We start from the raw sequence: 13,669 nt of genomic DNA, 5'->3' as shown, positions 1-13,669 counted from the left end.
ATAGACCTGCCGCCTCGGCCGGAGCCATCAGCGAAGGAAGTCGAGAGCCTGCTGAACGAACACGGGGTGGTACTGGAAAATACCGCCGTGGCTGGCGTCCGGAAAAATGCTGAGCTGCGCATTCGGGAGTCTACGCGCCAGTTCGAACGAATTGATCGTCGGCGCCATCACGTCATCGTCGCCGTTGGCAACGAGAACGGGATGATGAATCTCGCTCAGCTTGGACGGATCTCCCTGTCCCCAGGCATGAATGGCGGTGAGCTGCGCGCCAATGGTCTCATTGCTGATGGCAGCATCGCGATCGCCCTCGCGTTCGTTCAGGCGAGCGAGAAAGGCACTGGCTGCGACTTGACCATTGTCGGTTTGAGAGAAGAACAGAAAGTGCTTGGGGTGTTTGCCCGAGGCGCCAGCCTTGGCAAGGGCGTCCTGCAGAACGGCGCCCATATTCGAGAGGCCTTCACCGCCGGCAGGACCCGAACCGGCGATGATGACCTTACGAATGAGGTCAGGCTGCTCCTGCGCGATGACCTGAGCGACAAACCCGCCGAGCGAGAAACCCAGTAGATCAACCTTGCTCAGTCCAAGTGCACGGATGAAGGCTACCGCATCGCGGGCCATCTCCTCGACCGAGGTAGGCGTCGCGCCGCCAGACCCGCCCACGCCCCGGTTGTCGAATATGATGACCTGGTGCTCAGCCGCGACGCCATCGACCACTCTGGGGTCCCAATCGTCGAGCACCGCGGTCAGGTGATGAAGGAAGATGACCGGCACGTCGCTCTTCTCGCCGATTTCTCGATACACGAAGGACGTGCCGTCCACATCGATCGCTTTGGTTGGCGCATTTTCAAAACTCATCACTTCGTTCCTTTCGATTGAACCGCGCGATCGGCTATCGAGCACTGGCGGAATTGAATAACGATCGTTATATAACGAACGTGATTTTATAATTCAAGGTCGATAGCGGCCGATCCGGAGATTGGGAATGAGATATCCGCCAGGCCAAAAAGCGAAGGCCAGGGAAGCAATCCTGCAAGCTGGAGCGCGGGCACTCAGGGTCAATGGATTTAATGGGATCGGTGTTGACGGTCTTGCGGCTGCCGCTGGCGTGACGTCGGGCGCGTTCTACTCGAATTTCCCGAACAAGGAGGCGCTCCTGGAGGGCGTCATCGAGGCTTGTCTGGGAAAGTCCTTCATCGATTCTATGGGGAGCGTGGCTGAGCGGCGTGCGCTTCTCAGACAGTGGCTCCATGAGTACATCAGCGCCTATCACCGCGAGAATCCCGCCATCGGCTGCGTTATGCCAACTTTGAGCGCCGACGTGGCACGAGCCAGTCCCGCGGTTCGGGAGACCTATCAGCTCAAGATGACGGAACTCATCCGGAAGGTGTCGACGGTACTTGGTGGCGCTGAGGCGGATCGTGAGCGACGTGCCTGGAGCATTGTCGCCATGATGGTTGGTGCAATCGGAATCGCACGCGCCATGCCCGATGGTGACGATTCCGATCGGGCTATCGAGCATGCGCTCGAGACGGCCTTGTCGCTTATAGATTGAAAAGCCACCGATACGCAGCGGTCAACGGCAAGGGTCATTGAGATGAATTCGCAGCGCCTGAGCTTGCGAGCATAGGGAATCCGACAACGGCATAGGCGTGCCGTTTGGTGGACCTCTTATCGCGTCTGCCTTCGATCTTCCCCTCTGGACGAGCTTCGGTAACGCTGGCCGCCGCCGAGATGCGGTCAAGGTCAAGCCCGGCCCGCAACAGACCGTGTAGGGCCTGACCGCCGCTCGATTGCTTCGGTCGAACGCCTCCTCGTCCTCGATCGGATGGTGACATCGAATGGAGGCCGACATGGCCGAGGGAAGCCGGCAAGGCTGTCCGAAAATGGCAGCCGGCTACGGGTGTCTGCCGCGCGCCCTCTATCCGGCCATCGCGCGATGCTCCCGAAAGGCGGCGGCGAGCGTGCGCAATGCGGCACGCGATTTGGGATCGGTGAGCGTCGAGTGCAGCACGATCTCGGACGAGGGCAGACGCGGTAGCCTGAAACGCTCGCCGACTTCGACGGTGCCAGGCGGGGCAAGTCGACAGGAAAAGACGGCCATGGCGAATCCGGCGGAGACGGCTGCCGCGACGGCCGACGAGCCACCACCCAGGAACACTTCCGTCCAGGCGATGCCTGCCTCGTCGAGGGCGCGGGTCGCGATATCGCGCACGCCGCAGGAGGGCGACAGGGCCGCCAACCGCAGCGGTTCGCCCTGCCGATGCTCGAAATTCGGCGCGGCGAACCATCCGAAATGTTCCGGGCCGAGAACCTCGCCGTCGCGCCGGTCGTCTTCGCGTCGAATGATACAGGCATCCAGCTCTCCGCGATCGAAGGCGTCGAGCAGCGTGCGCGAATTTTCCAGGCGGACCTCGATGCGCAGGCCCGGATCATGCGCGTTGAGTTGCGCCAGAAGGGTCGGAAGTTCCGGTCCGGCCACATGCGCGGCGATGCCGAGCCCGAAGCGGCGCGGGGTCGTGGAAGCGAGCGCCGACAGCGCGGCTTCGTGCGCGGCAAGAAAATCGCGAGCCCGGTCGAGAAAGACGACGCCATGTGCGGAAAGCCGGACGTGGCGCGGCGTGCGTTCGATCAGCCGCTGGCCGATCCGCTCTTCCAGGCGTCGCAGCTTGACGCTGATCGCCCCCTGCGTGGTGCCGAGGGCTTCCGACGCTCGCGTGAAACTCTGAAGGTCGGCGATGGCCACGAAAGCCTGGACCGACTCGACATCGAGGGATGCCATTTTGATCATCCAGATTTGTTGTCTCTGAAATACTCAGCCATATCATTCTTATATCGTCAAGTTTCGCCTACGATCAGGTCCATCAACAACAGTCGCTCGCAAGACTGCCGTGCCACCCCGGCTTCAGCCGTTGGGGGTGAACGGCCGCGCGCGGGACGCCGAGTAACCTCGGCGCTGAAAGGCCTGATCATGTCCTTTGCTTCCTCGCGGCAAGGTAACCTTGCCTTGGCCGCCATCTGCTTGTCGGCTCTGATGTTCGGCTTCGAAATATCAAGCGTTCCGGCGATCCTGCCGACGCTGGAGACAGTCCTTCACGCCGATTTTCAAGAGCTCCAGTGGACGATGAACGCCTACACCATCGCCGTGGCGACGGTCCTCATGGCTGCCGGCACACTGGCGGATCGCTTCGGGCGCAAGCGTCTTCTCATCGTCGCCATCGTTGCGTTCGGCGGCACGTCCGTCCTGTGCGGCCTTGCCCCCACCATGATGATCCTCATCGCCGGGCGCGCGCTCCAGGGCGCGGGCGGCGGCGCCATGCTGATTTGTGGGATCGCAGTGCTCTCGCATCAGTTCAGCACGGCGGCCGATCGAGCCCGGGCTTTCGGCTGGTGGGGCATCGTTACCGGGTTCGGTCTCGGCTTCGGTCCGGTGATCGGCAGCGGGATCGCCGCCCTGATGGGTTGGGCCTGGGTGTTTCTGACCCACGGTTTCATCGCTGTGCTGACCGTCATCCTGGCTTGGCGCGGTGTTCGGGAATCGAAGGATCCAGCCGCTCGGCACCTGGATCTCGGCGGCATCGCGACCCTGTCACTGGCCGTCTTTTGCCTCGCCTACGTCATTACTCAGGGCAGCGAACTCGGTTTCACCAGCCCGATCGCGCTGGCGATCGTCGCTACAGCCGCCCTCAGCCTCATCGCCTTCGTCATTGTCGAGCAGATCACGCCGCACCCGATGTTTGATTTCTCGGTGTTCCGAATCCGGCCCTTTTCCGGGGCTCTTTTCGGCTCGATGGGCATGAATTTCAGCTTCTGGCCGTTCATGATCTATCTGCCGATCTGGTTTCAGGCGGGGCTCGGTCTCGACGGGCTGACCGTAGGCCTTGCACTTCTCGCCTATACCCTGCCGACGCTGGTCGTCCCGCCCTTTGCCGAACGCCTTTCGCTGCGCCTTGGCGCCGGCACCGTCATTCCGGCGGGACTGTTCGCGATCGGTCTCGGCTTTTTCATCATGAAGATCGGAGCAGGCGGTGGTCCGGCGGCCTTGCCGACGACGTTGATCGGCGCGCTGTTGGCCGGGATCGGCCTCGGGGCGACCAACACGCCGGTCACCAACACCACGACCGGATCGGTGTCGAGCGACAGAGCCGGCATGGCCTCCGGTATCGACATGAGTGCCCGGATGATCTCGCTCGCCATCAACATTGCGCTGATGGGCTTTGTTTTGGTCGACGGCGTTCTGAAGCGCCTGAGTGCGGCGTCAGGATCGTTCGACGCCACGCAGCTTCGGCACGTCGCCAAACAGATCGCGGCCGGAAATGTCGCCGCCCTCGATCAGGCTGCCCAGGGAGCGTCGAAGGCGCTCGGTCCTGCTGCACTCGCCGGCGGTTTCGGAGATGTGATGCTCTACGGCGCCATCGGTGTCTGGGGGCTCGCCACACTCAGCTTCTTCACCTTCGGGAGGAGGGGAGATGTCGATGGTGCAGCATGAGGGTGGAGACCGGCAGCCGGTTCGCCCGCGCGTCTTGCGCTATGCCAAGTCCGGCACAGTCGAGCGACGTGCCACCTCGACGAACAGGCGACCGGCCCGGGAGAGCGGCCGCACCGGCGAAGCGACGAGCCCGAACTCGCGATGCAACGGTGAAGCGAGCTTCGAAACCCGCAAGCCGCGGTGCTGTTCCGGCAAAGTGGATTCCGGCACGAGACTGACACCCGCACCTTCCCGAACCAGGGCAATCGCGCTCGCCCAGTCGCGCACCTCGATCTCAACGTTCTGGAGCGTCAATCCAGCCGCGTCGGCAAGCGAGCGGGCGTTCGTATGGCACCCGCCGGTGGCGAGAACGAAGGGCGCGGCTGCCAGTTCGGCCAACGAGACCGAATTACGCCGTGACAGGGGATGCGCCGCCGGCAGGATCGGAACCCAGGCATCCCGTCCGAGTGGAACGGCTTTTCTGGCCGAAGACGGGTTGAGAACGACGCCGAGGTCGATCGATCCCGCCGCGAGCCAAGCCTCCACTTCTATGTCGTCGGTTTCGAGCGGCACGAGGCCGATGCCCGGATGGAGCGTGCGAAAACGCCGAAGCAAGGGCGGAAGGACAGTGGCGAAGACGCTCGGGAACCCCGCCAGACGGATGGCGCCGGTCTCCTCGCCGATCAGTGCCATCGCCTCCCTTTCGATCGCCTCCAGATGCGAGAGCGCCGTACGCGCATGGTCGAGCGCACGCTCTCCGAACGCGGTCAACTCGACACCCCGCGGCTGGCGGACAAGCAGTTTCACTCCCAGGCTCTCTTCGAGCGCCGCCAGGGCCTGGCTCATTCCCGATTGGGTGACGCCAAGCTTGTCCGCGGCTGCGGTGAAGCTGCCGGCATCGGCGACGGCGATCAGGCTCTGGAGTTGGGTCAGGTTCATAGTAGGCGAGCTTATACCAAGAAAATATGGGAGTAATTTTTATTATATCACGAGACCTGCCAATGTGGGGTGGCGATCTACCCCCCTCAGCGAGGCCCCAACGATGAAGCTCTATTTCGCCCCCGACACCTGTTCGCTCTCGCCGCACATCGTGCTTCAGGAGCTCGGATTGCCCTACGAACTCGTCCGCGTGAACAATCGGACGAAACGCACATCCGCGGGAGAGGACTTCCTCGCCATCAATCCGAAGGGCTATGTCGCGGCGCTCGAACTCGAGACCGGCGAGGTCCTTACCGAAGGGCCGGCCATCGTTCAGTATCTGGCCGACCTGAAGCCGGAAGCGGGATTGGCTTCGGCCGCCGGTACGCTGGCACGGGTCCGGCTCCAGGAATGGCTCAACTTCATCACCAGCGAGGTCCATGCCGGATCGAGCCCGCTATTCAATCGAGCCTTGCCGGAGGATGTGCAGGCAATCTTCCGGGATCGGCTGTTCCGGCGCCTCGCCTTCATCGAGGTAAACCTCGCATCTCGGGATTATCTGGCGGGGGACGGCTTCACGGTCGCCGACGCCGATCTCTTCACCGTGCTCGGCTGGATGAAAGGCTTTTCGATCGACCTCGACCGTTGGCCGGCGACAGCGCGCTACATGCAACGGATCGGCGCGCGGGCGTCCGTCCGATCTGCCTTGGCACGGGAGGCGGAGATTCCTCCGGTGGCCTGAAGGAGGACATGGAATGCTGGACCGGCGCAAGTCAACAGGGCTGGGCCGTTCCAGCCGCGTTCGATCGCCGAGCGCTGAGCGGGATCGCAGGCGCAATGCGGCGACGAGCGCATAGCGGTCGGGAGTTGATTGATCAGCAGAGTGCTCTGTTGAAAGACCGCATCCCGCTCGCGACGCTGATCCAGACGCTGTCCGTGGCCAAGTACCATCCTTCGAGGCATAGCTTCCCGAACAGGCGGCGATCGTCATCGACCGGAAAACCCATGCGGTGTCGTGATAAGCGAAAATTCGGGCGGCGCCGCGCAGGCGGCCGTCCGGGCCAGGAACGGTCGCGCTCGTGACTCAGGCTTTCAGGAAGGCGAGCCGTTCATCGGCGCGGCTCGGCGCGATGGCGAGGATCTCGGCGCTGACCACGCCCCCGGCGACGAAGGGATCATCCTGCACCCGAGCCTCGATCTCCTCAGGCGAGGCATCATGCGCAAGGATCACGCCGCCGGCATTTGGCTGAAGGCTGCCGACCAGGAGGAACACGCCGTCGTCGAAGCCGCGTTTGATCCAAGCATTGTGCCCGTCCATGAATTGCGGAGCCTTGATCTTGTCGGTGAAACGAAGGGTGATGACAAACATGGCTGCTCCATCAGGCGGGTTGGCGGGAATGGGGTATTGAGGCGGCCGGGCATTCGGCATGCAGCCATGCCTCCATGTCCTCCACCTCGCGGCGGATGAAATCCTCGTCGTGGAAAGCGGTGGCGAGCGCCGCGACGCCCTGGCTGCGCATCAGGATGTGGAGGGCCAGCGCATCGGCATCCGCTTCGCGCCCGAGCGCGGCGAATTGCTGGGCGAGCCAGTCGCGGAACAGGGAAAACAGACCGGCGGCATCATCCTTGGCCGCATGATCGAGCTTCGCCAATTCGTTGCAGAGCGTGCCGACCGGACAACCATGCGCCATGATACTCGTCTGGTTGGCGATGAGCATGTGGACGAAGCTGCGGATACGGTCAGCCGGAGACTCCGCGTCTTGATCCCACACGTCCAGCATGGCGCGGGTGTTTGCAGCCCGTTGCGCGATCACGGCGTCGAGAATCTCGTCTTTTGTCTTGAAATGGTAATAGAAATTGCCACGCGACAGCCCGACATCCTTGGCGATGTCGGCAAAGGAGGTCGCTTCGAACCCGTGCTCATAAAAGAGCCGATCGGCGACATCCACGATCTGTTGGCGTGTTTCGTTCGCGCCCATATCCGGCCTCCACGATCGTGGCGCGGGGGACAGAGCCGTGAAACGCGCCGTAGGACGTTTATCCTAGAGATGTCTAGGGCAAGTGTCCTACGCGGTCAAGCGCGGGGATCGAATAGCGGGTTCGCATCGCCGTTCTGAAAGGCCCGCACGGCACACGAAGCGATCATCGCCTAACCCGCCTCGCAGGGGAGGGCTTTCGGTCGGGACTGCCGATCGATGAGATTGATGCCGAGCCCTGCTAGCGTACAGGCGCCGAGCAGGATGGCCGTGCTGACGGTGTCGCCCCGTCCGACCCAACTCGCGACGATCGGCGCCAGCACGAGCAGTGCGCCGTTGTTCATCGATTCCGAGGACGCCAATATGAAGCCGGCGTCCGAGCCGGCCCGGCTCGCCTGAACGGCGGTGTTGGCGGGAGCGGCGAGGCCCGAGGCCAAGCCCCAGAGAGCCAGAAGAAAGATGGCCAAGCCGGGGGCTCGGTTCGGTGCGGTGCGCGCTGGTCGTGACGGTGGCCCTCGCCGCGGGTGGCACCAACATCTGGCTGCTGTTGCCGGGCCTGTTCGGCGTCGGCGCGGCGATGATGGTGGCGATCTCGACCATTCAGGTGCGCCTGACCGGCTTCGCGCCGGAAGCGCGGAGCCTGATGTGCGCGATGAACCTCATCTCACTGAACGCTGCCAATGCCTTCGGCGCCTGGACGGGCAGGCTCGCCATCAGCGCCGGCTTCGGCCTCACGCTCGCCGATCTCGTCCTGTTCGGCCTGACCCTTCTGGGCCAGCGCCGGACCGCGAAGCCGGCTGACCCTCCAGACCCCCGCTCAACCACGTCCGAATGCTGAAGGGAGACTCATCATGGCGACGGCTGTCTGCTTCACGATTGTGCCGCTCAGATCACGCCACCATTGGCGCGTATGATCTGGCCGTTGATCCAGCCGCTGTCCGGCCCGACCAGCACCGAAACGACACGCGCGATGTCGTCGACCTCGCCGAGGCGACCGAGCGGGTTCATCTGCCTGATGCGATCGAGCACGGCCTGGTCCTTGCCCTCCAGGAAGAGTTCGGTGGCGACAGGCCCGGGCGCGACCGCGTTGACGGTGATCCCCCGGGATCCCAACTCTTTGGCGAGGATATGCGTCAGGGCTTCGACCGCGGCCTTGGTGGCCGCATAGACGCCGTAGGTCGGCTGGTACAAACCCACGACGCTCGTGGAGAAGTTCACGATACGGCCGCCGTCGCGCAACCGTTTCGCCGCCTCGCGGAGCCCGTTGAACGTACCCTTGAGGTTGATCGCGATGCTCTGGTCGAAGCTCGCGTCATCGAACTGGGCGAGGGGGCCCAGCTTCATGATGCCGGCGTTGTTCACCAGCACGTCGACCCCGCCATAGGCCGCTTCGGCGGAATCGAACAGGCGCTTTACCGCCAGCGGGTCACTGACGTCGGCCTGGCAGGATATGGCTCTCCCGCCCGCCTTTTCGATCTCGTCGACCAGCCTGGCGGCCGCATCAGCGCTGCCGGCATAGTTGACGACGACCGAGAGGCCATCGCTCGCCAGCCGCCGGGCGAGGGCGGCGCCGATGCCGCGAGACGCGCCGGTGACGATCGCGACCCTGTTCGTGGATGTGGTCATTGTCGTTTTTCCTTTACTGTGGTGTTGCGCCGCCGATGGGCGCGTCAAGTCGGCTGTCTGCAGCCGGCTTCAATCCTTCGCGCGATAGTCCGTGGGGATCACGAACACCTCGTCGGCGCGGGCATAGCCGCCGTCCTTGATCTCCTCGATCAGAACCATGGTGTGCGGGCGAGCGGCCTCGGAGAAATACTCGACCAGCATTGCCGTGGTCCGGTGGACGATCTCCTCTTTCTGGGCGCGGCTCAGCGCGGCCTCGGGAACCTTGAAATTGGCAAACGGCATGATCTTCACTCCTGCTGGTTGATGGAAGCGGCGACCGGACGCTCCGGCGCTCCGCAGGCTGGCCATCGGCGCTCGGAACGCGCTTCAAGGAGAAAGGTAGCCGTTTTGAAACTCAGGGATAGAAGGTCGATCTTAACATCACCGTTTCCAAAAACATAACAATCCGCTAAGGGACGATAATGGATCGCATCGACGTCATGCGGCTCTTCGTCAGGATCGTCGAGCGCGGGAGCTTCGCTCAGGCCGCGCGGGATCTCCAGATTCCGCGCCCGACCGCCACCCATGCGATCCAGCGCCTGGAGGCGGATCTCGGCGTCCGGCTGCTCGAACGGACAACCCGGAACGTGCGGCCGACGCTCGACGGCTCGCTCTACCACCAACGCTGCATTCGGCTCCTCGCGGACCTCGACGAGGTGGAGAGCATATTCGGGAATGCCGAGCCCAGGGGGCCGCTTCGGGTGGACATGCAGGGAACCATCGCGCGGTTCTTCGTGCTGCCCGCGCTGCCCGGGTTCATGGCCCGTTATCCCGGGATCTCGTTGAGCCTCAGCGAGGGCGACCGCATGGTCGACCTCGTCACCGAGGGCGTCGATTGCGTCGTCCGTGCGGGCGATCTCTCCGACTCCTCTCTGATCGGCCGCCGCCTCACCATGTTCGAGCAGATCACCGCGGCGAGCCCCGCTTATCTCGATCGCCACGGCGTCCCCTCGGCGCCGGACGATCTCGATGGCCATCGGATGGTCGCCTACACCGCCTCCGCGACCGGGCTGCCCTATCCGATGGAGTTCGGGAGGGACGGTCGGGAATGGGAGATCCCGCTGCCCCACGACGTCGTCGTCCGAGGCGCCGAAATCTACACCGCCGCGGGCGTCGCCGGATTGGGGCTGATACAGGTCCCGCGCTATCGCGTGGCGCATCAGATCGCAGCCGGACAGCTCGTTCCGGTCCTCGAGGCCTTTCCGCCCCCGCCGATGCCGGTGTCCGTGCTCTATCCGCAGAGCCGCCATCTGTCCTCGCGGATCCGTGTCTTCATTGACTGGCTGGCGGAGGTATTTCGGGCCCCTCTGATCTAGAAAGATGAACCCCTTTCTACGACAGCCCTCTATCGAGGCGCAAAATAGGCATTACGGGGCAAGAACGTGCATAGCTGCCGTCTTTCGCCTCAGGCAGGATGCCCTGCCTTCCCAAGTGAAGCAGGCCCTCCGTTGGATCGGATTCTCGCCATACGTACCTTCGTTCGCGTCGCCGAGGCAGGCTCGTTCGCCAAGGCGGCGGACTCGATGAACCTGCCAGGTCCTCGGTCGGCAAGCTCCTGCAGGATCTCGAGACGCATCTCGGCACCAAGCTCGCCGAACGGACGACGCGGTCCGTCACCATGACCAACGAAGGCGTCGCCTATCACGAGCGTGCGCTCCGCCGCTGATATCGCGCAGGCCTGGTCGACGGCTGCGAACTCGAAGCGCGTCAGCGTTTGCAGACGTCGTCCAGACGGAAGATCTCCTCGATCCCGACCGGGGTAGCCTCATCGCAGGGTTCGTAGGCCAGGGTGGCCAGCACGCGATAGCCATGAAACCAGAAACGCGAGATCCAGCGGTGCTTGAACGCCGAATCGATCTCCGAATCGAGATGCCGGGTGCTGACGCCGACGATCATCGCGATATCACCCTTGATGATCCCCTTTCTGGTATCGGCATCATCGATCGCGATGCGGGTCTCGCCGATCATCCGGGGCTCGAGGAAGCGCCCGGCGAGCCTCGAAAACAGCGGCCATGCCTGGGCGCATCCCTGCGATGTCGCCTCGAGGCAAATCCCGTCCAGGTCGAATATCGCCTGGACCGACGACAGTCTCTCGATGAAGCGGCTCTTGATGGCGAGCTCGTCGCGGATCTGGGTCGCGATGAGGTCGGTTATCCGGTGGGATATCTCGATCGAGGGGATGTCGAGGCCGCATTCCCACCGCGACACGGTGGCTTGCGAAACGCCGAGCGCGCCGGCCATCACGTTTTGCTTGATGCCGTTCGACTTGCGCCAGGTCCTGATCTTTTCACCGATGGCCAAATCGTTCATGGTGCTAGTTGTGCGTAAATTTACATGCCTTTGGAAGACAGAAGTAAGATTTAAGTGTGCTCTGTCTGGAAGACAAGCTCCCGGCCGTATTTTCCAATACCATATCGATCCATGCCCGCCGAAGCCTCCGGAATATTTAGGAAAAAACCGTGGTAACATGTTGATTTGACAGGAAATGTATTCATTATACACATCATAGGGCCATTGCTCGATGGGGAATCGAAAATACCCCCGAACATTGGTGGAACGGTAAGTTCGAACCATCGACGACCGGGAAGCCGCGATAGGTATTACGTTTTCCGCTTCGACAGATATGACTTGGAGCAAGATGTCCCTTCCACCCTGCGGGAGTACTCTGTAGAAACAGCCCTCTACTGTGCCGCCTCTATTGCAAGAAAAGACAATTTTGAGGGTGGATGGCGGACGGGCCGTGGTTCGGCTGGAATATCGTCATCCCTGACGTTCCCGAATGCGCATGGCAGCTTGTGGCGGGGCGCCTTCTGTCCGGAAGGCGGCGGGCACGACGCTTCCGCGTCGAGGGAAAGACGGCCGGATTTACTGGATGAAGGAGTCGCACACTGGAGGCAGAGCGCTGGCTTACAGTCGTTTATGCCCACGACTGTCTTTGTGTCGCGTATACGGACGTATATTTTAGTCACGGCAACAGGATATTTTGCTGTAGCGTTGCTGTCATATCCTAAAATAAGTTGCCGGCCGCATGGCGAAGGGTATTCGCGCCCTTCACGACATGCGTTTGGGGGATAAGACTGTGAATATTTCGTTCTGCGCGCGCAGGCATGCACGCAAATATCTTCTGGCGGGTATTTCCACATTGGTGCTGGCGGCTGCCACGCCGGCTGCCTTTGCCGCGGGGGCCGGCTCGCTGGACAAGACCTTCGGCGCCGACGGCAATGGCGACGGCACGCCCGACGGCGTGGTTTCCACCTCGCTGGGAAGCGGCGATGACGTCGCCAACGCCGTGGCCCGCGCGCCGGGCGACAAGCTCGTGATCGTCGGCAGCCATTTCGCCAAGGGCTCGCTCGATTTCGTCGTGGCGCGCTACGATCGCGACGGCACGCTCGACAAGAGTTTCGGGGCGGATGGCAACGCCGACGGCACGCCGGACGGGGTGGTGGACGTCTCGCTGGGCGAAGGCGACGACGTGGCGACGGCCGTCGCTGTGCAGCCCGACAGCAAGATCGTCGTGGCGGGCTATCACCAGGACGGCAAGAGCAAGAACATCTTCGTGGCGCGCTTCGACAAGAATGGCAGCCTCGACAAGAGCTTCGGCGCCGACGGCAATGCCGATGGCGCGCCCGACGGCGTCGTCAACGTCTCGCTGGGCGAGGGCGACGACATCGCCCGCAGCGTCGCGCTGGAACCCGATGGCAAGATCGTCGTGGCGGGCGACACGGTGAAGGGCGACAGCTCCAACATCGTCGTGGAGCGCTTCAACAAGAACGGCACCCCGGACAAGAGCTTCGGTGCCGATGGCGGCAGTGACGGCACGCCGGACGGTTTCGTCAGCCTCGACCTCGGCGCCGGCGACGATGTGGCCAATGGCATGGTCATCGACGGTGACGGCAAGATCGTCGTGGCCGGCTCGCACAAGGAAAAGGGCAGCGACAACATCATCGTCGCGCGCTTCGACAAGGACGGCAAGCTGGACAAGAGCTTCGGCGCGGATGGCGGCAGTGACGGCACGCCGGACGGCGTGGTCAGCGAATCGCTGGGCGACGGCAATGAGGTGGCCCGCGCCGTGGCGCTGGACGGGAAGGGCCGCGTCGTGATCGCCGGCACCGCTGTCGGCAAGGATGGCAGTTCGAACTTCGTGCTCGCCCGCTTCCTGCACAACGGCAGACTGGACACCACCTTCGGCGCGGATGGCGGCAATGACGGCACGCCGGACGGTTTCGTCAGCCTCGATCTCGGCAAGGGCGACGATGCCGCCACTTCGCTGGGCCTCCAGCCCGACGGCAAGATCGTCGTCGCCGGCTACCACACCGACGGTGGCAGCAAGAATATCGCTGTTGCCCGTTATCTGGCCAGCGGCCAACTGGACAAGAGCTTCGGCGCGGACGGCAACAATGACGGTACGCCGGACGGCGTGTTCGGCATCTCGCTGGGCGCCGGCGACGACGTGGCCAGCGGCCTGGTGATCGACGGCTCCAAACTGATCGTCGTCGCCGGCAGCACCGAAGACAAGGACCACAGCAAGAACATCGTTCTGCTGCGCCTGCTGGCCAGGTAACGCCGGCGAGCGGAGGAGGCCGCACGGATCGGCTTGGGATCCGTGCGGCTTGTCCCGGCGGCGGGCGATTTGCTCGCCATCCTC

General features: G+C 63.3%; 15 protein-coding genes and 1 pseudogene. 7 read left to right on the top strand and 9 right to left on the bottom strand.

What is annotated here, in order from left to right; translation table 11 throughout:
* Nucleotides 1-27: 27 nt before the first annotated feature.
* A complete protein-coding gene (locus J3R73_RS17315) occupies nt 28-855 on the bottom strand; it encodes an alpha/beta fold hydrolase (protein ID WP_307429369.1) in 828 nt (275 codons plus the stop codon).
* Nucleotides 856-982: 127 nt separating this feature from the next.
* Between J3R73_RS17315 and J3R73_RS17310 the strand changes: the two genes are divergently transcribed.
* Complete coding sequence (locus J3R73_RS17310) at nt 983-1,552, top strand: TetR/AcrR family transcriptional regulator (protein WP_307429366.1); 570 nt, start codon at nt 983-985, stop codon at nt 1,550-1,552.
* 366 nt (nt 1,553-1,918) lie between these two features.
* On the opposite strand, the gene J3R73_RS17305 is transcribed toward J3R73_RS17310, so the two are convergent.
* Nucleotides 1,919-2,779: a LysR family transcriptional regulator gene (locus tag J3R73_RS17305; RefSeq protein WP_307429364.1), complete on the bottom strand. Its 861-nt coding sequence runs from the start codon at nt 2,777-2,779 to the stop codon at nt 1,919-1,921.
* Between the two features lie 189 nt (nt 2,780-2,968).
* Between J3R73_RS17305 and J3R73_RS17300 the strand changes: the two genes are divergently transcribed.
* Nucleotides 2,969-4,486 (top strand): MFS transporter, encoded by a 1,518-nt coding sequence (locus J3R73_RS17300; RefSeq protein ID WP_307429361.1) that lies wholly within the window; start codon nt 2,969-2,971, stop codon nt 4,484-4,486.
* A 39-nt stretch (nt 4,487-4,525) separates the two neighbouring features.
* Here J3R73_RS17300 and J3R73_RS17295 read toward each other — a convergent pair whose 3' ends face one another.
* Nucleotides 4,526-5,404, bottom strand: a complete 879-nt coding sequence (locus tag J3R73_RS17295) for a LysR family transcriptional regulator (protein WP_307429358.1) — start codon at nt 5,402-5,404, stop codon at nt 4,526-4,528.
* A gap of 103 nt (nt 5,405-5,507) precedes the next feature.
* Between J3R73_RS17295 and gstA the strand changes: the two genes are divergently transcribed.
* The gene (gstA, locus tag J3R73_RS17290; protein ID WP_307429356.1) at nt 5,508-6,125 is read left to right on the top strand and encodes a glutathione transferase GstA; all 618 of its coding nucleotides are present in this window, start codon (nt 5,508-5,510) and stop codon (nt 6,123-6,125) included.
* A 342-nt stretch (nt 6,126-6,467) separates the two neighbouring features.
* Here the strand turns inward: gstA and J3R73_RS17285 are convergent, their stop codons facing one another.
* The 3 genes from J3R73_RS17285 to J3R73_RS17275 form a co-directional block, all read right to left on the bottom strand.
* Entirely contained in the window at nt 6,468-6,752 is a 285-nt protein-coding gene (locus J3R73_RS17285; protein ID WP_307429353.1) for a YciI family protein, read from the bottom strand.
* Nucleotides 6,753-6,762: 10 nt separating this feature from the next.
* Nucleotides 6,763-7,362 (bottom strand): TetR/AcrR family transcriptional regulator, encoded by a 600-nt coding sequence (locus J3R73_RS17280; RefSeq protein ID WP_307429350.1) that lies wholly within the window; start codon nt 7,360-7,362, stop codon nt 6,763-6,765.
* Between the two features lie 170 nt (nt 7,363-7,532).
* The gene (locus J3R73_RS17275; RefSeq protein ID WP_307429347.1) at nt 7,533-7,826 is read right to left on the bottom strand and encodes a hypothetical protein; all 294 of its coding nucleotides are present in this window, start codon (nt 7,824-7,826) and stop codon (nt 7,533-7,535) included.
* Nucleotides 7,827-7,861: 35 nt separating this feature from the next.
* Between J3R73_RS17275 and J3R73_RS17270 the strand changes: the two genes are divergently transcribed.
* The gene (locus J3R73_RS17270; protein WP_307429344.1) at nt 7,862-8,197 is read left to right on the top strand and encodes an MFS transporter; all 336 of its coding nucleotides are present in this window, start codon (nt 7,862-7,864) and stop codon (nt 8,195-8,197) included.
* Nucleotides 8,198-8,244: 47 nt separating this feature from the next.
* Here the strand turns inward: J3R73_RS17270 and J3R73_RS17265 are convergent, their stop codons facing one another.
* Nucleotides 8,245-8,985, bottom strand: a complete 741-nt coding sequence (locus J3R73_RS17265) for an SDR family oxidoreductase (RefSeq protein ID WP_307429341.1) — start codon at nt 8,983-8,985, stop codon at nt 8,245-8,247.
* Between the two features lie 69 nt (nt 8,986-9,054).
* Nucleotides 9,055-9,267: a tautomerase family protein gene (locus J3R73_RS17260; protein ID WP_307429338.1), complete on the bottom strand. Its 213-nt coding sequence runs from the start codon at nt 9,265-9,267 to the stop codon at nt 9,055-9,057.
* 179 nt (nt 9,268-9,446) lie between these two features.
* On the opposite strand from J3R73_RS17260, the gene J3R73_RS17255 reads away from it, so the two are divergent.
* Nucleotides 9,447-10,340: a LysR family transcriptional regulator gene (locus J3R73_RS17255; protein ID WP_307429336.1), complete on the top strand. Its 894-nt coding sequence runs from the start codon at nt 9,447-9,449 to the stop codon at nt 10,338-10,340.
* A gap of 132 nt (nt 10,341-10,472) precedes the next feature.
* A pseudogene (locus J3R73_RS17250) lies at nt 10,473-10,684 on the top strand (LysR family transcriptional regulator); the annotation flags it as partial.
* Between the two features lie 47 nt (nt 10,685-10,731).
* Here J3R73_RS17250 and J3R73_RS17245 read toward each other — a convergent pair.
* A complete protein-coding gene (locus J3R73_RS17245) occupies nt 10,732-11,334 on the bottom strand; it encodes a helix-turn-helix domain-containing protein (protein WP_307437444.1) in 603 nt (200 codons plus the stop codon).
* Nucleotides 11,335-12,103: 769 nt separating this feature from the next.
* Between J3R73_RS17245 and J3R73_RS17240 the strand changes: the two genes are divergently transcribed.
* Entirely contained in the window at nt 12,104-13,585 is a 1,482-nt protein-coding gene (locus J3R73_RS17240; protein ID WP_307429334.1) for an NHL repeat-containing protein, read from the top strand.
* The last annotated feature ends 84 nt before the right edge of the window (nt 13,586-13,669 follow it).

It is taken from the genome of Labrys monachus, assembly GCF_030814655.1.
GTDB lineage: Bacteria > Pseudomonadota > Alphaproteobacteria > Rhizobiales > Labraceae > Labrys > Labrys monacha.
Note: the sequence above shows the minus strand (reverse complement) of the source record. Positions and strands in the feature narration are given on the sequence as shown.